Origin of the sequence: Ornithinibacillus jepli (assembly GCF_047228935.1) — a bacterium.
Taxonomy (GTDB): Bacteria; Bacillota; Bacilli; order Bacillales; family Amphibacillaceae; genus Ornithinibacillus.
On the sequence record NZ_JBFEGG010000002.1, the window covers coordinates 296,538 to 319,034 of the forward strand.

A 22,497-nucleotide genomic window follows, 5' to 3' on the forward strand; every position below is an offset into this window, starting at 1 on the left:
TCGATAAACACAACTATAGAGGAGGAATTTACATGTTAAAAATCGGTATTGTTTTAGGTAGTGTACGTGAAGGACGTAATGGTCAAGCAGTTGCTGACTGGATGGTAAACTTCGCAAAAAATCGTAATGACGAAGGTGTAGAATATGAGTTAGTTGATCTAGCTGACTATGATCTAGCATTCTTAGGCTCTAAAGCTTCACAAAAAGAAGAACATCAAGCTGCAGCAAAAGCTTGGTCTGAAAAAATGGCTTCTTTTGATGGTTATGTATTTATCGCACCTGAATATAACCACACTGTTGGTGGCGCATTGAAAAATGCACTTGATTACTTAAACCCAGAAGTGAACAATAAAGCTGCTGGTTTCGTTGGATACGGTAGCCTAGGTGGTACGCGTGCTCATGAAAATCTACGCCTAATCTTAGGTGAGCTTCAAGTGGCAGATGTACGTACAGCTGTAACATTCTCACTACTTGCTGACTTTGAAAACTTCTCTGTATTCAAACCAGCTGATTACCATGCAGACAATGCTAACGGTATGTTAGACCAAGTTATTGCATGGAGCCGTGCATTAAAAACTGTACGTTAATTTTATATAAATGAAAAAAAGAAGCGAGGGCTCCATAAATAATAAGCCCTCGCTTCTTTTTAGTTAAACTGAATAACTCAATGTCGTTTATTAGGCAAACGGTCAGAACGATTGCCTCCACCTTGTCTTTTCCTATTTAGATCATCTTTTCTTTTCCGTTCATTAAATTTTGTTACAAAGGTAGATGTATCTTCCATTTCACTTCTCCTTTATACTTTTTATTTAGTATAACCTAAAAGCAAATAGTTTATGTCTACTTATACATACCTTATGATAAGGCCGTTTCTATGTTTATTTTACCGAACAGTTGCTACTTCCTTCTAAGTTCACCCATTATTGACATTATTTAGGAAACGTTTTTTGTAATCCAATGGGCAGGTCTTTCTAAGTAACTAGGAATCTTTGTATGCTCATCCCCCATGGCTGAATTAATCTGTGACTGTGTAAGAAATAAAACCTCTGTCAAATCAGCCCCACTTAAATCAGCATCTCGAAGGTCTGCACCAATAAAATCAGATCTCCTCAGATCACTGTGACTTAAATCTGATGCCATCAACAGTTTCCCCCGAAAATCTTCACCTTGTAAGTTTAGCCCTTTAAGATTTGCTCCTAAGTAATCTATTTTCTCCCTCAACTTTTTACCTTTTATATTATTGTGGGATCTATACAATTTACTTGACTCTATTAATAAAGCACTAACCTTACTTCTATGTGCAACAAGATCTATTTTTAAAATCTCTTCTGGCTCTTTTTCGGTTAATTCTACTGTTTCTTCATAAATCTTTTTCAGGTATTCTTGGAGTGACTGTGCCTCCTTTAACGTTAGAGCTTGTTGGAGATACCAAAGCATCTCATGTAGTTGTTGAACGACAATAAATACATCGAACATTTCTTTGGCGTGTTCTTCGTTCTCACGCCAATCTTGACCATTATAAATAGACTGTGAAACATGCTGGCCAGCACCGAAGCATTCGTATGATACACACCCCTGAAAACCTGACTCCCTCAGTTTGTCATGTATAGAACATAAGTTGTTTGAACATAAATTTCGGCACGGTTCACCACTTGCTTTATTTAGTGGAAAATCAGCAGATTTCCCATAAGGCAATGCTACACAACACAATCCGAAGCAATTTTTACAATCCGACTTTAAATTCTCCATCACCATGAACACTTCCTAAAATGAATATAGTTAAAATTAATACTAACATAACATTCGCAAAATATAGTTAACAACATATAAGCAATCCACTTTTACGCTCCCCTCTCTAGTCGCGAGTTTACTTAATCGCTAGTGTTCGATATTATTTGTATTAAAAATGTCGAGTATTTGAAAAGTAGCTTTGTTATGATAAGTCCTGAAAGGAGGGATATTTTGTTAAAGGAATTAAACCTAGTGATTGACTATATAGAAGATCGTTTAACAGATGACCTATCTCTTGAAAACATTTCTGAATATGCAGGGGTTTCCGATTATCACTTTAGAAAGATATTTCTTTATCTTTCTGGTCTACCGCTAAGTGAATATATTAAAAACAGAAAATTATCGGAAGCAAATAAGGAGTTATTGAACGGAGAGAAAGTGACGGATGTTGCTTTTAAATATGGTTATCAATCGGTCGACGGATTTACTAGAGCTTTTAAAAAGTGGAGTGGCTTTTTGCCTTCAGATGTGATCAAAAAAGGAGTAAGCAAATCATTTCCCAAACTTTCATTTGTAATTACAGTTAAAGGAGGAGTTTCAATGGAATATAGAATTGAAGATAAACCAGCTTTCAATTTGGTCGGTGTAAGTAAACGCGTACCTATGCAATTTGAAGGGGTTAATGACGAGATTGTAAAACTTGCGAAAAGCATAACTGACGAACAAAAAGAAGAAATGCATTCCCTTCAAAATATCGAGCCTTACGAAATAGTAAATGCTTCGTATGATGCTGATGCCAATTTCTTGAAAGAAGAAGGAGATCTAACTCATTTGATAGGGGTTTTAACGACTAAAAATGAGGTAAGTGACCAATTAGTTAAAGTTCCGGTCAAAGCACTCACCTGGGCAATCTTCCCAAGTGAAGGACCTTTCCCATCTACATTACAAGATACAATGGCAAAAACATATTCAGAATGGCTTCCTTCTTCTGATTATGAAGTGGTGAATGCCCCATCTTTTTCGTTTACTAAAATGGATGAACATAAGAAGGATTATGCTTATAGTGAGGTTTGGATTCCAGTTAAAAAAAAATAAATATAGGACACTAGAGTATGCTGTAAGAGTAGGAGTAACACTATACATTTGTGTTGCTCCTATTCTACTTTTATTAACTGTAAGTACGTTTCTGATTTAGCTTATGACTACTATAAAAAGGGCTCCGTCAAAAATGACGAAGCCTATGATTTTAAAAAGTTATTTACTTTTTTATCCCTAATCTAATTTCCCTTTTATAAACTATCCAATATTATCCTTCTTCCACTTCTGCTAAATCATCTTTTAAAATTTGAATTTGCTTTAGTGTTCTGCCGTCAACTTCTAGTATTTTAAAGATAAGATTATCTTTTTCTAGTACGTCACCTTGCTGTGGAAATTGATTAAACTCCGTTAATAAATATCCAGATAATACATCTTCTTCCTCTGGTATTTCTGTATTGAAGATGGAGTTTAACCGGTGTAGAGTGATTTTACCGTCACAAATGATTTCGGAATCGGTTAATTTTTCTACTAGCTTCTCACTCTCTAAGTCCATCTCATCTTCAATTTCTAGTCCAATCATAGCTTCAATAATATCTTCATGAGTTATAATACCTTCAGTCCCACCGTATTCATCTAATACTACGGCTAAATGCTTTTTTTCCCTGGTCATTTGATGGAATACCATTTCAATAGAATGAAACTCGAAGAATACCATCGGATTTAAGTCACAATAAGATTCCAATGTGTTCTCCGGTTCAATCGACCAACTTAATAGATATTTAGAATGGAAAACCCCGACAATATTGTCGATTTCGCCTTCATATACGGGATATCTTGTATATTGATTTTGGATCACGATATCCCGAACTTCTTCATAAGTTGCATCATGTGGAACCGCAACAATATCAATACGAGGTGTTTTCATAACATCCTTCACATTTAAATCTTGGAAGTCTAATACACCTTTGATACGGTAAGATTCTTCCTGCTTGAACGTTCCTTCTGTTCCAGCAATATCAACCATCGCTCGTAAGTCTTCTTTCGATATCGATACATTTTCTTCATTACCTTTTGATAATAATTTAATAATCAAACCAGTTAGCCCGTTCAACAGTAGCGTAAACGGTTTAAAAATAATGGTAAAGAATCGAATGGCAGGGTAGACGATATATGAAATTCGATCTGGAAATGTTGCAGCAACTGATTTCGGAATTACTTCAGAGCACACAATAATTGTAATCGTTAATACAGCAGATGCTATCGCCACGTTAATACCATAATCAATGGCTACCATTGTAACCAACGTAGGTAAAAGTATATTTGCAATGTTATTCCCAATTAAAATCGTCGTAATAAACTCACTCGGATTCGAAACTAAATCCAATAATTTCTCGGACTTTTTATCATTATTACTTGCTTTTGTTTGTAATTTCATCTTATTAGTTGCAGTAAGGGCAGTTTCACTCCCTGAAAAGAAAAATGATACAAACAATAATATGATGATCGCAATGATCACTAGATAGTTCCCCCTTAAAATTTACAAAAACTATATATTTAATGGTTACTTTAACTTTAAAATATTTAGAACATAGTTAAAAGAAAAATGTCTTACAGATGCTCTAAAAATAAGCGAATTACATCAGCTCCACCAATAAATGTCCCAATAGAACTTCCGATATTGGCAAAGATAACAACTAATAGAACTCGTGTAACCCTATTATTCCAAAATCCTTTAAAACTATGGACGTCATCTGACAAGTTTTCAAAGTCCTTTACACTCGGCCGTTTAAAATACGCTTGGACAAAACCAGCAAACCAGCCTGCTGCAAGAAATGGCTCTAATGATGTTATCGGTGCCGCAATAAATGCCGTTAGAACAGCGAGCGGGTGCCCAAATGCAATTAATGTTCCAATAGCTGATAAGGAGCCATTCCAAAGAACCCAGCTTACGACTTGAATCCATCCAGCTTCATGATTCGTCATAAAGGTTAGGACGATTAGTGTTAAGATGATTAATGGAATTGTCCATCCGATTATTTTGGGAATTTTTGATTTAGGAGGTAGTTGCGACAAAGTTTTAAGATCATGGTCAGTCTTAATTTGCTCCTTTATTCCAGGTACATGTGCTGCACCTAATACCGCAACGATTTTATCTCCTGGCGCTTCCTTAATCTTTTGTGCAAGATATTGGTCACGCTCATCTATGAGAGGCTTTTTTAGTTTCGGAAAGCTCTCGGTAAATTCCTGTAACATGGAATCAATCATATCCTGTGACTTCATTTTCTCTAGTTCTTCTTCAGATATCGATTCTTTAGTGAAGATACTTGCGATAACTTGTGCTAAAAGCATTAATTTTCCTTTTAACCCAATGTTTCGCCAAATCCGTGAAAATGTTGTTTGGATATTGCGGTCAGCTAGTACTAGATTTGCATCGATTTCTTTTGCTGACTTAATTCCTTGAATCATTTCTTCACCAGGATTTATACCGAACTGGCTAGCCATCCGCTTTTGAAAAGAGGAAATAGCAAGGTTCATCAGTAGTAGTGTTGCTTTTCTATCTTTAATAATTTGAAAAATATCGGTTTCTTTCCATTTGTTTCCTTCTGTTATCGATTTGTACCTGCCTTGATCTAATTCTACACAGACGGAATCTGGTTGTTCTAATTCTATCACTTGCTTTACTTGTTCTGCGCTAGTTTTGGATACATGTGCTGTACCGATTAGAATGATTTCTTTACCATTTATCTCTAAACGCGATATATTCTCTTCCGACATAGGTACCTTCCTTTATATATATCTATATAAATTTAATAATAAACTAGTTTGGTATAAAATTGAAATAAATTTATTGTGAGTTAGAAAAAGAGCTTGGGATAATGGTATTCCGAGTACAGAAAAATTCGAATGACTATGGATTGTGCACATAACCCGCTCCGGAAATATACTTCGCTTTCACTTCCAGCACAAGTGCGACATCTGCTCGAAAGTACCTCGCTGTGTCTTCTTTGCACTTCACAGCACAAGTGCGACATCTGCTCGAAAAGACCTCGCAGTGTCTTCTTTGCACTTCACAGCACAAGTGCGACATCTGCTCGAAAAGACCTCGCAGTGTCTTCTTTGCCGTAGGCGGATGGTGAGCAAGGCTACTACTCGAATAAACTTCTTTGCAGCCTTACACCGAGGAAGCCTACTGCGTAGCGTTACTTGCAGACTAGGTGCATCTGCGGGGTCTCACTTAAGCCTATCCTCCCACAGGAGTCTACGTATATTTCCGGAGCTAGTTTAGCGTTTCATTCTGCTTTTCCCGAAATATTTTAGTTAAATACCAACCTCATCAATTCTATTCTAGAACTTATTTCATTTCACAATCTCTGTCATTGGAAGGTAGTTCATGCGCCATTGGAGCCATTGGCGTTCTCTTGTTTTTCTTGGTAAGAATTGCCTTATGTCATCAATGTGAAAGCCTACTTGAAGTCTTTTTTCGTCTAGCATAATTGGGCTTCTAAGTAGTCTTGGGTGTTTGTGAATCAATGTTAGTAATTCTTGTAGAGGTAGGGAATCAATATCTACTTCTAGTTCTTTGTACACTTTTGATCTAGTGGAGATTATTTCTTCCGTTCCTTCTACCGTTCTACTTAAAATTTGCTGTAATTCTGGAACCGTTAAAGGATCTTTTAAAATATTTCGTTCAATATAGTTAATATTATTTTTTCTAAACCAATCTTTTGCTTTTCTGGTTGATGAACAAGCTGCACCGTATATCATGACAGTCATTTACCATTCCCCATTTCTACTAGTTTTGAAAAGCTATTGTTTACTCTTTTACTCTCTGTTTAAAGATTTCAATAAAATGTGTTGGAGAAGATTTCAACATATAGGAAAAAACCCCGCGAGTTGTATGTAGGTAAAGAAGTCCAGCACCTTCCCCACCTATTTCCCGATAGGAAATATCTAGTATTTCTTCGATTGGAAATTCACGATGCTTACTCTTAATTTTATCTGGATATAGCTCTAGATAACGTTTATGTTCTACATCAACTTGCGTAATTCTATCTACTTTTCGTTCCACCTTAAAGTATTCCTGTTTTGCTAGTAATTCCACGAAACCCCTCCAAGTTTGATAGATACTACTCCATCAAACGATTCTCTTCTTCTAGGAATTTAATAAAGTGATTCATCGCAAATGCTGGCTGCTCTTTCACCTTTTGGATATAGCGGTCTTTTACAAGTTTTGCGACTATTTCACTTTTATTAATGCGCTTAATGATGAAATCCTCACTCACTTTTAAAATTTCCTTGCGCTGATGTTTCGCTTCTTTTGATAGCGCAAAACCAAACGCCCCCATTACCGCGTAAATGATTAAGGCTACGGTACTTCGCGTGTCTGGCATAGCAACTAACATAAAAAATAAATTTATAATCGAAAACGCAATGAGCGGTAATGCCCAGAATGAGTATTTAGATACTTTCTTGATGAAAGGAGAAATTGTTTCATTTAATTTATCCACTTCTTTTTTAATAAAGTTTGGCATATCAGTCATGGGTAAATTCAAAATATATCCCACCTTTTTATTAATTTTGTCTTTGTCTGAAAATCATAATGTATTTGATAAGCTCTAAAACAGCAATCAAGGTACTTGCTACGTATGTTAGCGCGGCTGCATTTAGCACTTTACTTACGCCTCTTTCCTCTTGATTCGTTATCATGCCTAATTCTATTAGTTTATTTTTTGCTCGTTTTGAAGCATCGAATTCAACTGGTAAAGTTACAAGCTGAAATAATACTGCTGCTGAGAATAAGATAATCCCGATTCCGATTAACATTGCACCTTGCTGAAGAAGGAATCCTGCTATTAATAGGAAAGGTGCTAACTGTGAGCCGATATTAGCAAACGGCACAAGTTTATGTCTTAAAACTAACATCGAATAATGATTCGCATGTTGTAGCGCATGACCAACTTCATGAGCCGCAACAGATAAGGATGCAATCGAGTTCCCACGATATACAGGCTCCGATAATCGAATTACTTTCGCTGTTGGGTCATAGTGATCGGAAAGTGTTCCTCTCCTAGAAAGCTCAATTCGAACGTCAGATAACCCTTCACTGTCTAATATTCTTCTAGCGACCTCTACACCGGTCATGCGAGAGGAAGCTTGTATTTTAGAACCCTTTTTAAAGTTCCCTTGTACTTTTGTTTGGGCCCACATCGCAAGTCCAAAAGCAATAAGTATTAGAAAATCCATTGGATGAAAAAAAAGCACCGACAATTCCCCCTAGAAGTGTCTCTTATTCTATAAGACTTGCCAATATCATCCCAGATTTATACTTTTTATTTCGATTACACTAATATATACGAAATAACTTTGTGTTTTGTTGCACAAATACGAAAAAAGTTAAAATTTCTGGGTGTACATTTAGTATAAAAAATAATTATGAACTGAATATGAACTACGAAAATAATGTTATTTTATTTTTCCGAGGCTATGCATTTCGCGTAGTCTACTGATAACGAAAGGACATTCCATGCTCACTTTATGTCAAATACATATCAATTGCTTTCTTCTGGTGACAAACACCAATTCATTTGTTATGATTTAGTTGTAGCTACATAAAATAATAAAAAACACTACTAGGGGCGCCCAAGTGCGGGCTGAGAGGAATAAGTGTTCCGACCCTTATGGACCTGATCTGGTTAGTACCAGCGGAGGGAAGTAGTATGACGAAACGTCAATCTATTAATCTCTAAAGCTTAAGCCAGGTCCATCGATGGATCTGGCTTTTTTGGTCCCGTTTTTAGAAAGGAGGAGTTATGAAGAAGACTCAACTTATGACAACAATGGCCGTTCTAATTGCAATCGGAACGGTAACCGCACAGCTTATATGGTTTCCGGCTGGTGTCGCACGTGCCTACCCTATGCAGCATGTCATTAATGTTCTAGCAGGCATTCTTCTAGGACCAGGACCGGCAGTAATCATCGCCTTTATCATTGGCCTACTTAGAAACTTACTTGGTCTTGGTACGATACTTGCCTTCCCTGGTGGAATGATAGGAGCGTTTCTTGCCGGTTATTTGTATAAAAGGTCAGGAAGAAAAGGCTTAGCTGTCATAGGAGAAGCTATTGGCACTGGAATCATCGGGGCTTTATTTTCTGTCCCTGTTGCCTATTTATTTATGGGTAGTACAGCTGGCGCTTTTGCCTTTGTGCCTGCATTTCTTGTAAGCAGTATCCCTGGAGCCATCATCGGATGGTTCGTCGCTACTCGAATCACAAGGTTACGTACTACACAAGCAAGTCCATTAAAGAAAATTAACTAAATACAATGAAAACTACTAGGGGCGCTTTTTGCTGAGATAAGGTCTATCCTTTGTCCCTCATTACCTGATCTAGATAATGCTAGCGAAGGGAAGTAGACGGAGTCCTCATTTACCCTTCATTTATCTACGGTACTCTCTTAGTAGCTTTCGCCATTCTAAGGAGGAATTTGTCCATGTTATTTACTGAAAAACTACGCGAAGAAAATCATGATATCTTTCAACTTATTTTTAACCATCCATTTGTAGAAGGGATTGGGAAAGGCGATATTCCAAAAGAATCCATTGCTCATTATATAAAGGCTGATTTCGAATACCTTAATGCCTTTATGAAAGTATATGGTCTCGCTATTTCAAGATCTTCTAGCCGAGAGGATATACGGTACTTCTTTAACAAAATGGAATTTATTTTAAAGGATGAAATTCACCCACATCATAATTTCTGTGACTATATTGGTGTTCCGTATGAGTCACTTCAAGGTCATCCTTTACCTCCAACCGCGGATCATTACATTAAACATATGATGCATCATGCACAAACTGGTTCCATGGGTGAGATACTTGGTGCATTGCTTCCTTGTCCATGGACTTATTTAGAAATTGGCGAGGAATTGCTGAAAGCATATCGCCCATCACAGGACCATCCTTTTTATCAATGGATTACATTCTATGCTGATGCAAGTACGAAAAGTATAACGACCGAAATGCGAGAACGTTTAGATGTATATGCCAAGGAAGCTTCTCTTGCTGAAAAGGATCGTATCCGGGATGCATTTCGTAAAAGCTGTGAGCTTGAATTAGCTTTTTGGGAAATGGCTTATACGTGTGAAGAATGGCCATCCACCAAGGCGGTGAAATAATTATGAACCAGGTAGCATGTGCATTAACGATTGCTGGCACAGATCCAAGCGGTGGTGCTGGCATCCATGCAGATTTGAAAACGTTCCAAGAATTACAAAGCTACGGAATGTCCGTGATTACCTCTGTTGTCGCACAAAACACAACTGGTGTTCAAGCAATCCATCACATTCCACTGGAAATGATTGAACAGCAACTTGACTCGGTTATTTCGGATATGCCGATTCATGCATTCAAGACAGGGATGATTGCAAATATCGATATGATGAAAATCATTGCAAAAAGAATTAGCAACCTGAACGCACCATATGTTATGGATCCTGTCATGGTAGCAACAAGTGGAGATGTTTTAATAGAAGAAAATGCTCGTGACTTTTTAAGGGAGAGCCTTTTACCAATGACAACCGTTGTCACTCCCAACATACCGGAAGCTGAGTTCCTAGTGGAGGAGAAGATTAACACGGTAGACGATATGAAAAATGCTGCAAAAATAATTGTTCATGATTTAGGTGCTGGCGCTGCACTTCTAAAAGGCGGACATTTACAAGGAGACGCAATAGATTTTCTTTATGACGGAAGCACATTCTATCCATTTTCTGCTGAGCGAATCGCTACTAAAAATACACATGGTACTGGATGCACATATTCCGCAGCGATCACCGCCTATTTAAGCCAAGGAGACTCCTTACTTGAAGCTGTTGAAAAGGCAAAGCATTTTGTCACGTTAGCTATAAAACATTCCTTTTCACTTGGCGCTGGGAATGGGCCAACTAACCATTGGGGAGTTCGAAAGGAAAGTAGTAGTCAATATGAACAGACAAATTATTGAAGAAGTACGAAGAAATCAGCCATTAATACATCACTTAACAAATCAAGTGGTAATGAATTTTACTGCAAATGGTTTATTAGCATTTGGTGGATCACCTATTATGGCCAAGGCCGAAGAAGAAGCTCCGTCTATGTCTACCATAGCAAATGGAGTGTTAATTAACATTGGTACACTACAGGCGAACGAATTACATGCGATGATTGCTGCTGGAAAAGCGGCAAATCAGAAGGGCATTCCCGTGGTACTAGATCCGGTTGGAGTAGCTGCAACCAGTTTTCGGTCGAATGCAGTAAGCCAACTATTAACCGAGGTCCAGCCAACCGTCATGAAGGGGAATGCTGGTGAACTGGCTCATCTTGTTAATATACCTTGGCAATCAAAAGGTGTGGATTCATTCGGTGATGGAAATGTGGAAGAAATAGCGGAAAAAGTAGCAAAAGAATATAAAACCACTGCTGTTCTAACCGGCAAACGTGATGTCATTAGCACTCCTGACATGACTAGAATAAATGAAACTGGTCACCCGATACTGACCAAAGTAACAGGTGCTGGATGTTTATTAGGATCCATTATAGCTGCTTGTTTAACAACAAGCGACACACCTATACAACAAGCTCATACAGCGGTAGCCTTTTATGGATTGGCTGCCGAATATGCCGCAGCACAAGATCATGTTAACGGACCTGGAACGTTTATTCCATCGTTTATTGATGCACTTTCCATGGATGTTACACAGCTTGAAAGGATATGATGGATGATGAATAAACAGCTTTTACGCAAATATTTCATAATGGGAAGTCAAAATTGTAGTAAAGATCCTGTAAGAATTCTTGAAGAAGCTCTAGAGGCAGGAATTACTGCGTTCCAATTCCGTGAGAAGGGAATAGGCTCTCTACAGGGAAAAGAGAAGGTGGAGCTTGGAAAGAAATTAAGAGAGGTTTGTAAAAGGTATCAAACTCCTTTTATTTTAAATGATGATATTGAATTAGCTGACATTCTTGAGGTGGATGGACTACATGTTGGGCAAGACGATCAACCGGTGGAAAAAATTCGCAAAGCGTATCCTGATTTAATGATTGGATTGTCGATTTCCAATCAAGAAGAGCTTCAGCGTAGCCCTATTCATTTAGTTGACTATATTGGAGCAGGCCCTATTTTTCCTACTACAACCAAAACTGATGCGAAAAAAGCAGTTGGAGTTAAGTGGATTCAAACGTTGCGCAATCAATATCCCCATCTTCCTATTGTTGGAATCGGTGGTATACAAATTGATAATGCTAATTCTGTCATGGAAGCTGGAGCCGATGGGGTTGCTGTAATTTCTGCGATTACGGAAGCTACGGATATTAAAGTAAGTGTGGAGAAACTATAAGGAAAACAAATGGTTCCATTACCTAAAGGATGGAACCATTTGTTTCGTTATTTCTTTATTTACTGACTGATGGGGATGTAAACCGTAAAGGTAGAACCTACACCTTCTTCGCTTTCTACCCCAACACTAAAATTGTGAATGGATAGGATTTTCTTAACAATAGATAACCCAAGTCCGTTTCCTTCAATCGAACGATTTCTTGACCTGTCCACCTTATAAAAACGGGCAAAAAGATTTGGCAGTGCTTCTTTCGGGATACCAATTCCATAATCCTTCACAACTACTGTGATCTTACTTCCAATTATATTAATCGCTATTTCGATTACTCCATTTTCATCTGAATACTTAATTGCATTCGTAATCAAATTTAACCAGACCTGCTCCATTAAATCTTTATCCGCATAGATTTCCACTGGCTCAAGGTCTAACTGAATATCAATATGCTTTTTATTCCACTGTGGTTCTGTCGTTAGCACAGAATTTCGGATTTGTTCATCTAATCGATAAGAAACTGGATGATATGGATGATGCTCCGAGTCAAGGGAAGCAATGCGCAATAAGTTCTCACTTAACCGCGACATCCTTTCAATCTCTTGATAAATAATGTGTAAGTATTCCTTTTGATTTTCTTTAGGTACAACATCGTCCATAATCGCCTTCGTAAACCCTTTAATAGACGTTAATGGCGATTGAATTTCGTGTGACACATTACTTACAAAGTCAGCACGCATCGTATCAATCTTCTCTATCTCCGAAGTCATGTGGTTAAAGCTATCGATTAACTCGCCAACTTCATCCCGATGTTTACCTTTTTGTTTATCCACCCTTACGGAAAAATCACCTTTTGCAATTTGACGTGCAGCAAAGGTTAATTTTCGAATTGGATTGACTAAGTAACGCGAAGCAAGGAAAATCAATAAGCTTCCAACTAATAAAACTAATAATAATGATATAAAAATCCCCTGTTGCAAGTCCTCAAATTCATCTTCATAATCAATTCGAGCGATTAAAGCGTACTGTTCTCCAGAAACATTTATTGGAACACCAACAATTCTAGCTGACCTATTATTTTTATCTACTAATACGACAGGGTCATCAAAGGAGTGACTTAATATTTCCTCAACATCTTCCATCCGAATGGGGATAGAGGACTCCCCCTTCTTTTTATAAAAAACATCTTCCCCATTCGTTATTAACACTTCAAAATCAATGTCATCAAACTCTTCCATCAATTGTGGAATATTCTCTGGACCAGTCATTTGAATAACTTCCGCTAAGCCAATAGAAATTTTCGATAGCTCTTCTTTAAAAATAACTTCTTGATTAACTGAGTAAGGTGTTAAGACGTAGGACAAGCAGATACTTACGATAACAACAGAAATAAAGGTACCTACTATTTTTAAGTACAAGCTTCTAAACATGACTTTCCTCCAAGCGGTATCCTAATCCTCTAACCGTTGTAATCGTTATATCCTGAAATTCCTCTAATTGTTCTCTTATACGTTTAATGTGGACATCAACCGTCCGCTCATCACCTTCGTAATCATATCCCCAGATTTTTTCAATTAATTGATTACGGGTAAAAATTTTCCCAGGTGAACTAGCTAAAACGGCTAGCAATTCACATTCTTTCCGTTTTAAGGTAACCGATTTATCACCTGATTGTACTACTAATTTCTCTTTATCAATAATTGTATTAGTAACTTTCACGGTTGTTTCCGAACGGATATTATACCTTTTTAATAAGGCTTCCACACGCAGGATTAATTCAACCGGATCAAATGGTTTTACGAGGTAATCATCTGTTCCTGCACGAAAGCCTTTTACTTTATCCTGCGACTCGCCTTTTGCCGTCACCATTAAAATAGGAATATCTAAGAAAGAACGGATGTCTTCTGTAAGCTCATAACCATCAATATGTGGCATCATCACATCGACAATAGCTAAATCAATTTTCTCTTTACCAAGTAAACCAAGAGCCTCTCCGCCATCTTCCGCCTCTATTACACCATAATTACTGTTTTCCAAATATAAACGAATTAACTTCCGGATATGTGCATCGTCATCTACAACTAGAATTGTATTCATCTTCGTTCACTTCCTATTTTTTTACTAATTTCAGTTTATCGCAGGACGACGTAACCGTAAATTCTGAGGTACGCATGATAAAAAGCAAAATTTATTATCAATATTTTCCCAGATATGACTAATACTATGAGCAAACAAAAAAAGGAGTGATAAAATTGAAAGGCAATATAGTCAAACTACTTTTTGGAATCTTGCTGGTCTTCGTGCTTACTGCATGTAATGCCGATAATGCGAATGAGGCAAACCGTAATAATGACAATCCAAATATCTCCAGTATGAGTACTGATCAAACTAGCGATGATTACCCTCATACACAGCCAGTGAAAAAACAGGAAGCGAAATATGAATTCCGCGAAGTACCACAAGGGCAAGATGTCCCTGATGGAGACCGAGTACCGAATACAAACAACATTTCCATTAGGTCACCTGAGCTACAAATGCCTCAGCAAAACCAGGCAGAACAGGCTCCTCAACAGGGGAATCAAACTCCTGAACAAGGTGGACAAACACCGCAGCAAGGCGGGCAAGCACCACAACAAGGGCAACAGGAAGGTAATTACGGTTTAAGTAAATTTGAAAATGATGTCGTAACATTAACGAACAAGGAAAGAACACAAGCAGGATTAAATCCTTTAGAAATTGATACAGCCTTAAGCCAAGTAGCTCGCGAGAAATCGAATGATATGCAGGCAAAAAACTATTTTTCACATACAAGTCCTACCTATGGTTCACCTTTTGATATGATGCGCGACTTTGGAATTTCGTACCGCTCTGCCGGTGAGAACATTGCTGCCGGACAACAGACTCCAGAGGAAGTAGTGCAAGCATGGATGAACAGCCAAGGCCACCGCGAAAACATCCTAAATGCCAATTTCACGCACATCGGAGTTGGCTATGAATCCGGTGGAAACCATTGGACACAGATGTTTATTGCGAAGTAGTTGATGAAAGCTTATCCATATAAATAACTAATGGCATACCATATCACAGGTTGATTGGTATGCTTTTTTAGTTCTTGAATGTACATCATTTTTTAAAGATTACGAAAATATTGTGTTAAACTAGTATGGATAAAAGTAAGTACTTTAAAGCGTCAGAACTTATATTAAAGGAGTGAATGTATGTCACGCATTAAGGAGCTTTTAGTAGATCAATTTTTAGCAAACGCTAACGACCCTAGCTGGTATCTCCCATTCGCTGATGCAGTTGAAGATGTCTCAGAAAAAGAAGCATTTTGGAAGCCTACTGAGGGTAGTCATTGTATAGCTGAAATTGTACAGCATTTAATTTACTGGAACGAGACATGGCAAACAAGATATCAAAATTCGGATGTAAAAGCAGTTCCGTCTATTGATAACAATGATAAGAGCTTTGTTGTTCCAGAAAATAAGACGTTCCAAGAATTAAAAGAGAGACTACTATCCGTATTGTTACAATGGGAAAAAATACTTACAGATGACCAACTCGAAAGGAATGCAGATGGTTTTCCTGTACCTGCAAAATGGTATGATTTACTCGGAAATGCTATTACGCATAACGCCTACCATATTGGTCAAATCGTATATATTCAGAAGCTACAAAAAGGTTAGATGCAAACTAAGCTCCTAGTACGTAATTCCACAAAGGAGGGAAGATAGTGGATTTATTATTTGGGATAATAGTTGGTTTCATTATAATTACTGATATCGGATACCTTTCCACACTTTAACTCTACCACCAGTTGAATCCCATTCTCCCTCAATTCAACCAACAGTTGATAGGCTAAACATCACCCCTATGCTATTCTACATATAACAGAGCGCGCTGCTGATTTTACATTAGAGGGAGACAATTTCATGTTAAACAGTCAATTAATTGGATCTTATATTTCAAAGCTTAGAAAAGAAAAGGATTGGACACAGGTTGAGCTTGCCGAGAAGTTAAACGTCAGTCACCAAGCAGTTTCCAAATGGGAAAAAGGAGATTCTATTCCTGATGTAGGTACGTTAATCGTATTGGCTAACGAGTTTGATATTTCTGTAGACGATATTTTAAATGGTGGGAAAGAGAAAAAGCGATTTACAAATGTTGGAACGATTGTCCATAATATCGTAAACGAGGAAACCGACAAAGCTGCAGAAGTGATAAATCAAGAAGAAACTGGGATAGATGAACTTATTTCTATCGCACCCGTATTAAAATCACGTTCAATTGGTAGCATTACGAAAAATCTTGATGATAAAAAGTTATCTATTTCCCATATCGTACAGCTGGCCCCATTCTTAGATGAAGAAAACTTAGAAGAACTATTTCATAAATTACATGCAGATGATGCTTATTCGGTGAAGGATGTTGTCAGGCTTGCTCCATTTATAAAAAGCGAGACGCTTACGAAGCTACTAATGGAAAAACGGGATACATTAACTATTGAGGATATCTCAAGAATGGGGCCATTTATAGGTGATGAGATTAATGACTTTATTCTTGAATTAGATATCGAAAGTGTTCGCTGGAATTTCATTACGGGACTAGCACCTTTCGTCAACCTTGAAGTGCTAAAAACTTTAGTCGATAAGGCGCTAATGGATGAGATTTCTTTTGATAAAGTAGTTGCTATTGCACCATTTCTAGATCAAGGTACGACAGATGAGCTTGCTTTAAATTTGAGGAACCAAGAAGGGAAAATGCATCATTTAACTGCTCTTGCTCCCTTTGTTAGTAAAGGAGTTCTAGCAGAAATTGCAAAGTCCATTCCTTTGGATAGCCACTCATTAATTAGTATCGCACCGTTTCTTAGTAGTGAGGAATTAGAAAGGTTAATGGAGGAAGCTGATTTTAAAGAAGTAAGCCCACAGACTATTACGGCTTTAGCACCATTCTTAAGTCAGGAAGGGTTAATTAAGCTGCTTTCTAAAATGACTCATTAAGGAAAGAGGCTGAGACAAAAGTTTTTTAGTCAAACGAATAACCGAATGTAGTGCACCTACGACGCACCGGAAATATACTGCGCTTTCACTTCCAGCACAAGTGCGACATCTGCTCGAAAAGACCTCGCAGTGTCTTCTTTGCACCTCACAGTACAAGTGCGACATCAGCTCGAAAGAACCTCGCTGTGTCTTCTTTGCCGCGGGGGGCTGGTGAGCCAGGCTGCTACTTGAATAATCTTCTCTGTAGCCTTGCACCGAGGAAACCTGCTGCGTAGCATTACTAGCAGACGCAGGTGCATACTCGGGGTCTCACCGATGCCTTTCCTCCCCGCTTGCGTCTCCGTATATTTCCGGTGCTAGTATGGTGAATCATTCGGCTTTACTTCTGTACAATTTTGTTATGTCCCAGCCTCTTTATCTATCCTTATTTTTTCCTAGCCTTAATAATAAAGGTAGCCGGAATTAACTTCGCTTTTTCAACCGAATACCACCTTAAGTCATTTCCTTCTGGTACTTCATCTGGTAACACGACATCATCAATCACTTTCTCAATCTCAAAGCCAACTTCTATAAGTGTATTAATATACGTGCTTAGTTTTCGATGAGGGATGATGACAGTATTATGCCAAGCTTCATTGTATTCAGGTCCCTCGTTTAAATACGACTTATCGAACACAAATGTATTATCAATTCGCCTCACCCGGTCATGAATTGGATGTTCCCAACTAAATATGAACGTTCCACCCGGTTTTAAATAACTATGTATATTTGTTAATGTTTTCTCCAGTTCTACGGTCCAGCCTAGGGCATAGATGGAATAGGCGATATCAAAGTAATTCAAAGGTAGTCCCGGATTTTCTTCCATTGGTGATTCAATTAACATAACAGGAACCGGTTGGTCTTGAAGTAGTTTACGTGCGGTATCTATTTGTTTCGTTGTAAGATCTAGTCCCCATAATTCCTTTGCCCCATTGTTCCCCATGTACTGTAGAGAATGCCCACTTCCACAGCCGATATCAAGCACCTTTTTATCCGCTATTTCACCAAATAAATTCAACTCTTGCTCTGTCGGTGCTAACGGACCTAATTCCGGCAAGGCGGTTCTCCCAAAGAAACGCTCCGCTGACTTCTCCCATCCAACCTTGTTAATATGTAATATCTCTTTTGTATCCACTCTCCATGCCCCCTATTGTTTGATAACATAATTGTAACGTAACTTGTGCGATTATAAATAATTAATTATGGAAACTTTAACGGACTTCTTTCGTAAGAATAGTAAGGTTCAAATGGATTACTGTTATATTTTTTTAGGAGGGATTTCATGGGAGGATTTCATATAGGGGACATGTTAGTTCAATTACTTTTTCTATTAATTATTGCACTAGTCATCATCGTTTTGGTAAAATTATTCCTTTCTTCTAGAAAGCGTAAACATCAATTAGACCGCCTCGAGGAAAAAGTGGATACACTTGAGTCTAAGATGAATAAATAGGACATTATAATCATTCTTCAACCTATGACTATCGGATGATTACCAACTGTATAGTTTCGGCTACAATAGTAGTAAGCATGGTGAGTCGTTAGGGTGGGATCTTCACTTCCCTCTTGAGCCATTATATGGTGAAAGGAGGGATGCCTTTGGATTTAGTAATATCAATTTTGATGTTACTAGTCGCAGCGGGTTCATTTTTGATATCTTTGCTGGATTTTATTAGGCGGTTAATTGACGACAAGATTAACAATAAGTGAACCCCCACCCGTGACGGCTAAATCACTTTTAGGGTGAGGGTTCTTTTGTTCATTTTTCAATCGTTAAATGTTCAGAGGGAATTCCACACCTGAACTTCTTAACCATGTGCGGGCCGGGGATGAACGGAAACATCCTCGGTTCATATTATGCTAATTTGGCTATTATTATACATACTACTTCGATTTCTGTCTATATTTCACCAATAAAATCCCCCTCACTCCCTTATTCTTTTTTCAGAATATTTATGATACTATGTACTTAAAAAGGAATAAGGAGCACCGTCATGCGTACATTTGAACATACCCTATCCAACTACTACGATAGCTGGAATGAAGGATTCGTTACAAAAGATGCTTCAAAAATAAGAAGCTATATGTCAGAAAAGTTTGTAGGGATATTCGGCTATTCATCTATCGAAGTACCTGAAGAGTATCACTACAACTATGACATCAAGTCTATATTAAAACAGTACAATGAAAAAACGAGAAAAGAATTTGAAATTATTACGTCAATGGAAAGAAAAAACGGAGAAAATTATGTTGTGCTTGGATTAGAGACAAGTTTTATAGATGGTAACCCACATCGTGCACAATGCATGTATGTCTGGGGGTTAGAAGAAGGGGAATGGAAATTACTTCGGGAGTTTATTGAGATTGAACAGTAAGAGATACTGTGAATCAAAAAGGAGAAAACGAGTATCATGATAGAACAACTGAACCAAGCGATTGTGCTTAGAAAAGAAGGTCTACTTAAGGAGTCAAATTCCATTATGCTTCAGTTGGCAAATGCATATCCAAATGATGCAAAGGTCCAATATCAATGTGCATGGAGTTTTGATGTATTAGGTGAAGAATCTAAAGCTGTTCCACACTACGAGAAAGCAATTAAACTCGGTTTAGCTGGTGAAGATTTGGAGGGTGCTTTGTTAGGATTAGGGAGTACCTACCGCACACTTGGTGAGTACGAGAATTCAAAACGAATCTTTGAAAAAGGAAAAAATCTCTTTCCGAACAACCGGGCCTTCGATGTATTTTTTGCAATGACCTTATACAATTTGAACCAACATGATCAAGCAATGGAGAAGTTATTAACTTGTTTAGTGGATACAACGGAAAATAAGGATATTAAGGCTTATGAAAAGGCAATTCGGTTTTATTCAGATAAATTAGATCAAGTATGGGAGTAAAGAAAAGAGGTTGTCCTAAAAGTATTTTAGGTAAAGGAAAAATCGAATAATGAGCACCTCCCCCGCTCCGGAAATATACTTCGCTTTCACTTCCAGCACAAGCACGACATCAGCTCGAAAAAACCTCGCTGTGTCTTCTTTGCACTTCACAGTACAAGTGCGACATCAGCTCGAAAAAACCTCGCTGTGTCTTCTTTGCCGTGGGCGGTTGGTGAGCCAGGCGGCTACTTGAGTAATCTTCTTCGCTGCCTTGCCCCGAGGAATCCTGCTGCGTAGCATTACTTGCAGACTAGAGGGGCATCAACGGGGGCTCAACGATGCCTATCCTCCCACTGGAGTCTACGTATATTTCCGGAGCTTGTATAGTGTTTTATTCGGTTTCACAATTCATCCTTTTACTTTTGGGACAACCTCTTTTTCATCCTATCGTAACGATTCGTAAGCTATGATAAATTTTTGATAGCTTTCCGCCCCTAACGTATCTACTTTACCTCGAAATAACCTTTGAAATGTCATTTCTTTCGCTTCATTTAACGAACAGTCTCGTGTATTCATAATTAGTTTCATATAGGAGGCAAAATAATCGGTACTTAACGCACCACCGCGATTTAATAACATTTCCAAACACCCCAAATTAGAATCTCTTCTCCAGTAAGATAACATCTCTCCATATGCCATCTAATTGACCAATCCGCTCGCGATACCCAACTTCACGGAAGCCATACTTTTTATGCAACGCTAAACTTGCTTTATTTTCCGGAAAAATACCGGATTGCAGCGTCCAACAACCATTCTCCTTAGCAGAATAAATCGTAACTTCCATTAACTTCGAGCCGATTCCCTTTCCAGCGTACCTCGGGTCGATATAGATACTTAGCTCTGCCACTCCCCGATAAACGTCACGTTTAGAATATGGTGATAGAGCACTCCAGCCAAGTATTTCACTCTCCTCTTCCGCCACAAAGCGACTATGTAGTAGATGGTTTTGATCCCAATCTACCCATGTAGGTGGTTGCGTTTCAAAGGTGGCATTCCGTGTTTCGATACCTTTATGATATAAATCTAGAACTGCATGACAATCCTCATCTTTCATCGGACGAATATCGATTTGAATTTCCTTAACAGCCACAACACTTCGCCCCTCCATTAAAATCAACAATTTGGAATTGCGTCGGTAATGGCTCCACTTTACATACACCTGTTTCTGGTAATTTCAGTTGAACCTGCCTTGCAGATTCTACATCCCCTGCAATAAAGGCCGCAATGGAACGTACTTGTTCATAGCCTGTAGCCAGTAGGAAAGTTGGTGCTCGACCGTAACTTTTAACACCAGCAATATAAAAATGCCTTTCCGGATGACGTAATTCTGCCTCTCCATGCGGTCTTACCGTACCACAGCTGTGAAGATTCGGATCAATTAACGGTGCGAGTGCTGGTGTGCTTTCTACCGCTGGGTCCACCGCTAAACGGAGCTCACTTAAGAAAGTAAAATCTGGTCTTGCACCTGTATTTACGATAATTTCATCTACACCACTTACTTCCTTACCTTCTGTAGAAATAATCGTATAGCCCTCACCACTCTGGAGGATCTCTTCCACGTAAAAACTAGAGAATACTTCCACTACGCCATTATTTACTATGTTGTGTGTTTTCGAACCAAGCTCCCCTCTTGCAGCTAACGCATCATTTTCTTCTCCACCAAACGCTTCTTGAACATGCTGTTTCCGGACAATCCAGGATAGCTTTGTTTCAGGATATTCTTCTTTAAGTTTCGCTAAATCAATTAATGTGTTTAATGCAGAGTGACCACTGCCGATGACAGCGATATGTTTCTTCTTAAAGGTTTCCGCTTCTCTTTTCACATTCGGGATAATGGTCGTTAGTTGTGATTTAAGCTCTTTATTACGCCATACCCCATCCGCAAAAGGTGGATTTGGGTTTTGCCACGTCCCACTCGCATCAATGATTGCTTTTGCTTCTATTTTCTTTGTCGTGCCATTTGAGGAAACATAAAGGACAAAAGGACTTTCCTCGCGAGAGTCTGACTTCATTTTATCTTTATTTTTTCTCGTAATGGCGGTAACTTCTGTATGGTAAAGAATCTTCTCTGCAAACTCTGGGAGCTTGGAAAGTGGTTCTAAGTATTCTTTTACGAGCTCATTCCCAGTTGGGAGTTTTGTTGCTTCAGGCTCTGTCCATCCACTAGAAAGTAATAAGTTTTTAGCAACTGTATCGATGTTGAATTCCCAAGGTGAAAATAGTTGAACATGGCCCCATTCTAAAATATTACTGCCTGCTTGTGCTCCTTTTTCTACGACTAAAAAGTCCTCATTCCGTTCATAAAGCTGAGCCGCTGCTGCAAGACCAACCGGCCCTGCACCAATTACAACAGTAGGTAAACCGTTCATACATTCATCCTCCTTTT

General features: G+C 38.3%; 27 protein-coding genes and 2 riboswitches. Of the genes, 13 read left to right on the forward strand and 14 right to left on the reverse strand.

Annotated elements, in window-relative coordinates; genetic code table 11:
• Positions 1-32: 32 nt before the first annotated feature.
• The gene (locus AB1K81_RS09385) at positions 33-587 is read left to right on the forward strand and encodes an NADPH-dependent FMN reductase (protein WP_412976397.1); all 555 of its coding nucleotides are present in this window, start codon (positions 33-35) and stop codon (positions 585-587) included.
• 77 nt (positions 588-664) lie between these two features.
• Here AB1K81_RS09385 and AB1K81_RS09390 read toward each other — a convergent pair whose 3' ends face one another.
• Entirely contained in the window at positions 665-784 is a 120-nt protein-coding gene (locus AB1K81_RS09390) for a DUF4023 family protein (RefSeq protein WP_412976398.1), read from the reverse strand.
• 149 nt (positions 785-933) lie between these two features.
• Positions 934-1,752 carry a pentapeptide repeat-containing protein gene (locus AB1K81_RS09395; protein WP_412976399.1) on the reverse strand — a complete coding sequence of 273 codons (819 nt, stop codon included), beginning with the start codon at positions 1,750-1,752 and terminating at the stop codon, positions 934-936.
• Positions 1,753-1,962: 210 nt separating this feature from the next.
• On the opposite strand from AB1K81_RS09395, the gene AB1K81_RS09400 reads away from it, so the two are divergent.
• Positions 1,963-2,826 (forward strand): AraC family transcriptional regulator, encoded by an 864-nt coding sequence (locus AB1K81_RS09400; protein ID WP_412976400.1) that lies wholly within the window; start codon positions 1,963-1,965, stop codon positions 2,824-2,826.
• Between the two features lie 211 nt (positions 2,827-3,037).
• Here AB1K81_RS09400 and AB1K81_RS09405 read toward each other — a convergent pair whose 3' ends face one another.
• The 6 genes from AB1K81_RS09405 to AB1K81_RS09430 form a co-directional block, all read right to left on the reverse strand.
• Positions 3,038-4,285, reverse strand: coding sequence for a hemolysin family protein (locus AB1K81_RS09405; protein ID WP_412976401.1), 1,248 nt, complete (start codon positions 4,283-4,285; stop codon positions 3,038-3,040).
• A gap of 92 nt (positions 4,286-4,377) precedes the next feature.
• Complete coding sequence (locus AB1K81_RS09410; protein ID WP_412976402.1) at positions 4,378-5,544, reverse strand: TraB/GumN family protein; 1,167 nt, start codon at positions 5,542-5,544, stop codon at positions 4,378-4,380.
• A 582-nt stretch (positions 5,545-6,126) separates the two neighbouring features.
• Entirely contained in the window at positions 6,127-6,543 is a 417-nt protein-coding gene (locus AB1K81_RS09415) for a Spx/MgsR family RNA polymerase-binding regulatory protein (RefSeq protein ID WP_412976403.1), read from the reverse strand.
• Positions 6,544-6,583: 40 nt separating this feature from the next.
• On the reverse strand, positions 6,584-6,871 hold the full coding sequence (locus tag AB1K81_RS09420; protein WP_412976404.1) for a hypothetical protein: 288 nt from the start codon (positions 6,869-6,871) through the stop codon (positions 6,584-6,586).
• A gap of 25 nt (positions 6,872-6,896) precedes the next feature.
• Entirely contained in the window at positions 6,897-7,322 is a 426-nt protein-coding gene (locus AB1K81_RS09425; RefSeq protein WP_412976405.1) for a YwnF family protein, read from the reverse strand.
• 19 nt (positions 7,323-7,341) lie between these two features.
• Positions 7,342-8,013, reverse strand: coding sequence for a zinc metallopeptidase (locus AB1K81_RS09430; protein ID WP_412976847.1), 672 nt, complete (start codon positions 8,011-8,013; stop codon positions 7,342-7,344).
• Positions 8,014-8,391: 378 nt separating this feature from the next.
• A riboswitch (TPP riboswitch) is annotated at positions 8,392-8,497 on the forward strand.
• Between the two features lie 82 nt (positions 8,498-8,579).
• Between AB1K81_RS09430 and thiW the strand changes: the two genes are divergently transcribed.
• The 5 genes from thiW to thiE all read left to right on the forward strand — a co-directional run bounded on the left by thiW (position 8,580) and on the right by thiE (position 12,142).
• Positions 8,580-9,086 (forward strand): energy coupling factor transporter S component ThiW, encoded by a 507-nt coding sequence (gene thiW / locus AB1K81_RS09435; protein ID WP_412976406.1) that lies wholly within the window; start codon positions 8,580-8,582, stop codon positions 9,084-9,086.
• Positions 9,087-9,093: 7 nt separating this feature from the next.
• Positions 9,094-9,194, forward strand: a riboswitch (TPP riboswitch).
• A gap of 65 nt (positions 9,195-9,259) precedes the next feature.
• Positions 9,260-9,943 (forward strand): thiaminase II, encoded by a 684-nt coding sequence (gene tenA / locus AB1K81_RS09440; protein WP_412976407.1) that lies wholly within the window; start codon positions 9,260-9,262, stop codon positions 9,941-9,943.
• A 2-nt stretch (positions 9,944-9,945) separates the two neighbouring features.
• The gene (gene thiD / locus AB1K81_RS09445) at positions 9,946-10,770 is read left to right on the forward strand and encodes a bifunctional hydroxymethylpyrimidine kinase/phosphomethylpyrimidine kinase (RefSeq protein WP_412976408.1); all 825 of its coding nucleotides are present in this window, start codon (positions 9,946-9,948) and stop codon (positions 10,768-10,770) included.
• Complete coding sequence (gene thiM, locus AB1K81_RS09450) at positions 10,751-11,521, forward strand: hydroxyethylthiazole kinase (RefSeq protein ID WP_412976409.1); 771 nt, start codon at positions 10,751-10,753, stop codon at positions 11,519-11,521. Before thiD ends, thiM begins: the two co-directional genes overlap by 20 nt.
• 3 nt (positions 11,522-11,524) lie before the next feature.
• On the forward strand, positions 11,525-12,142 hold the full coding sequence (gene thiE / locus AB1K81_RS09455; RefSeq protein WP_412976410.1) for a thiamine phosphate synthase: 618 nt from the start codon (positions 11,525-11,527) through the stop codon (positions 12,140-12,142).
• Positions 12,143-12,201: 59 nt separating this feature from the next.
• Here the strand turns inward: thiE and AB1K81_RS09460 are convergent, their stop codons facing one another.
• Positions 12,202-13,563, reverse strand: coding sequence for a sensor histidine kinase (locus AB1K81_RS09460; RefSeq protein ID WP_412976411.1), 1,362 nt, complete (start codon positions 13,561-13,563; stop codon positions 12,202-12,204).
• The gene (locus AB1K81_RS09465) at positions 13,556-14,230 is read right to left on the reverse strand and encodes a response regulator transcription factor (protein ID WP_412976412.1); all 675 of its coding nucleotides are present in this window, start codon (positions 14,228-14,230) and stop codon (positions 13,556-13,558) included. Before AB1K81_RS09465 ends, AB1K81_RS09460 begins: the two co-directional genes overlap by 8 nt.
• 155 nt (positions 14,231-14,385) lie before the next feature.
• Here AB1K81_RS09465 and AB1K81_RS09470 point away from each other — a divergent pair, with 155 nt between their 5' ends.
• From AB1K81_RS09470 to AB1K81_RS09480, 3 genes are all read left to right on the forward strand, one after another.
• On the forward strand, positions 14,386-15,171 hold the full coding sequence (locus AB1K81_RS09470) for a CAP domain-containing protein (RefSeq protein ID WP_412976413.1): 786 nt from the start codon (positions 14,386-14,388) through the stop codon (positions 15,169-15,171).
• 180 nt (positions 15,172-15,351) lie between these two features.
• On the forward strand, positions 15,352-15,819 hold the full coding sequence (locus AB1K81_RS09475) for a DinB family protein (RefSeq protein WP_412976414.1): 468 nt from the start codon (positions 15,352-15,354) through the stop codon (positions 15,817-15,819).
• Between the two features lie 246 nt (positions 15,820-16,065).
• On the forward strand, positions 16,066-17,136 hold the full coding sequence (locus tag AB1K81_RS09480) for a helix-turn-helix domain-containing protein (protein WP_412976415.1): 1,071 nt from the start codon (positions 16,066-16,068) through the stop codon (positions 17,134-17,136).
• Between the two features lie 424 nt (positions 17,137-17,560).
• Here AB1K81_RS09480 and AB1K81_RS09485 read toward each other — a convergent pair whose 3' ends face one another.
• Positions 17,561-18,310 carry a class I SAM-dependent methyltransferase gene (locus AB1K81_RS09485; protein WP_412976416.1) on the reverse strand — a complete coding sequence of 250 codons (750 nt, stop codon included), beginning with the start codon at positions 18,308-18,310 and terminating at the stop codon, positions 17,561-17,563.
• A gap of 147 nt (positions 18,311-18,457) precedes the next feature.
• On the opposite strand from AB1K81_RS09485, the gene AB1K81_RS09490 reads away from it, so the two are divergent.
• The 3 genes from AB1K81_RS09490 to AB1K81_RS09500 all read left to right on the forward strand — a co-directional run bounded on the left by AB1K81_RS09490 (position 18,458) and on the right by AB1K81_RS09500 (position 20,072).
• Positions 18,458-18,628 (forward strand): hypothetical protein, encoded by a 171-nt coding sequence (locus AB1K81_RS09490; RefSeq protein ID WP_412976417.1) that lies wholly within the window; start codon positions 18,458-18,460, stop codon positions 18,626-18,628.
• A 541-nt stretch (positions 18,629-19,169) separates the two neighbouring features.
• Positions 19,170-19,550 (forward strand): nuclear transport factor 2 family protein, encoded by a 381-nt coding sequence (locus tag AB1K81_RS09495; protein WP_412976418.1) that lies wholly within the window; start codon positions 19,170-19,172, stop codon positions 19,548-19,550.
• Positions 19,551-19,586: 36 nt separating this feature from the next.
• The gene (locus AB1K81_RS09500) at positions 19,587-20,072 is read left to right on the forward strand and encodes a tetratricopeptide repeat protein (protein ID WP_412976419.1); all 486 of its coding nucleotides are present in this window, start codon (positions 19,587-19,589) and stop codon (positions 20,070-20,072) included.
• Between the two features lie 423 nt (positions 20,073-20,495).
• On the opposite strand, the gene AB1K81_RS09505 is transcribed toward AB1K81_RS09500, so the two are convergent.
• The 3 genes from AB1K81_RS09505 to AB1K81_RS09515 are packed head-to-tail and all read right to left on the reverse strand — an operon-like array spanning position 20,496 to position 22,480.
• Entirely contained in the window at positions 20,496-20,690 is a 195-nt protein-coding gene (locus AB1K81_RS09505) for a hypothetical protein (RefSeq protein WP_412976420.1), read from the reverse strand.
• Positions 20,691-20,706: 16 nt separating this feature from the next.
• Positions 20,707-21,201 (reverse strand): GNAT family N-acetyltransferase, encoded by a 495-nt coding sequence (locus AB1K81_RS09510; protein WP_412976421.1) that lies wholly within the window; start codon positions 21,199-21,201, stop codon positions 20,707-20,709.
• Positions 21,191-22,480: an NAD(P)-binding domain-containing protein gene (locus AB1K81_RS09515; protein ID WP_412976422.1), complete on the reverse strand. Its 1,290-nt coding sequence runs from the start codon at positions 22,478-22,480 to the stop codon at positions 21,191-21,193. The genes AB1K81_RS09510 and AB1K81_RS09515 overlap by 11 nt, the downstream gene beginning before the upstream one ends.
• Positions 22,481-22,497 lie beyond the last annotated feature (17 nt).

Excerpts from the sequence above, each read along its gene's own strand:
- AB1K81_RS09385 (WP_412976397.1), top strand. The coding sequence starts at position 33 with ATGTTAAAAATCGGTATTGTTTTAGGTAGTGTACGTGAAGGACGTAAT.
- AB1K81_RS09390 (WP_412976398.1), bottom strand. The coding sequence starts at position 784 with ATGGAAGATACATCTACCTTTGTAACAAAATTTAATGAACGGAAAAGA.
- AB1K81_RS09410 (WP_412976402.1), bottom strand. The coding sequence starts at position 5,544 with ATGTCGGAAGAGAATATATCGCGTTTAGAGATAAATGGTAAAGAAATC.
- AB1K81_RS09415 (WP_412976403.1), bottom strand. The coding sequence starts at position 6,543 with ATGACTGTCATGATATACGGTGCAGCTTGTTCATCAACCAGAAAAGCA.
- AB1K81_RS09430 (WP_412976847.1), bottom strand. The coding sequence starts at position 8,013 with ATGGATTTTCTAATACTTATTGCTTTTGGACTTGCGATGTGGGCCCAA.
- thiW (WP_412976406.1), top strand. The coding sequence starts at position 8,580 with ATGAAGAAGACTCAACTTATGACAACAATGGCCGTTCTAATTGCAATC.
- tenA (WP_412976407.1), top strand. The coding sequence starts at position 9,260 with ATGTTATTTACTGAAAAACTACGCGAAGAAAATCATGATATCTTTCAA.
- thiD (WP_412976408.1), top strand. The coding sequence starts at position 9,946 with ATGAACCAGGTAGCATGTGCATTAACGATTGCTGGCACAGATCCAAGC.
- thiM (WP_412976409.1), top strand. The coding sequence starts at position 10,751 with ATGAACAGACAAATTATTGAAGAAGTACGAAGAAATCAGCCATTAATA.
- thiE (WP_412976410.1), top strand. The coding sequence starts at position 11,525 with ATGATGAATAAACAGCTTTTACGCAAATATTTCATAATGGGAAGTCAA.
- AB1K81_RS09460 (WP_412976411.1), bottom strand. The coding sequence starts at position 13,563 with ATGTTTAGAAGCTTGTACTTAAAAATAGTAGGTACCTTTATTTCTGTT.
- AB1K81_RS09465 (WP_412976412.1), bottom strand. The coding sequence starts at position 14,230 with ATGAATACAATTCTAGTTGTAGATGACGATGCACATATCCGGAAGTTA.
- AB1K81_RS09475 (WP_412976414.1), top strand. The coding sequence starts at position 15,352 with ATGTCACGCATTAAGGAGCTTTTAGTAGATCAATTTTTAGCAAACGCT.
- AB1K81_RS09480 (WP_412976415.1), top strand. The coding sequence starts at position 16,066 with ATGTTAAACAGTCAATTAATTGGATCTTATATTTCAAAGCTTAGAAAA.
- AB1K81_RS09490 (WP_412976417.1), top strand. The coding sequence starts at position 18,458 with ATGGGAGGATTTCATATAGGGGACATGTTAGTTCAATTACTTTTTCTA.
- AB1K81_RS09495 (WP_412976418.1), top strand. The coding sequence starts at position 19,170 with ATGCGTACATTTGAACATACCCTATCCAACTACTACGATAGCTGGAAT.
- AB1K81_RS09500 (WP_412976419.1), top strand. The coding sequence starts at position 19,587 with ATGATAGAACAACTGAACCAAGCGATTGTGCTTAGAAAAGAAGGTCTA.
- AB1K81_RS09505 (WP_412976420.1), bottom strand. The coding sequence starts at position 20,690 with ATGTTATTAAATCGCGGTGGTGCGTTAAGTACCGATTATTTTGCCTCC.
- AB1K81_RS09515 (WP_412976422.1), bottom strand. The coding sequence starts at position 22,480 with ATGAACGGTTTACCTACTGTTGTAATTGGTGCAGGGCCGGTTGGTCTT.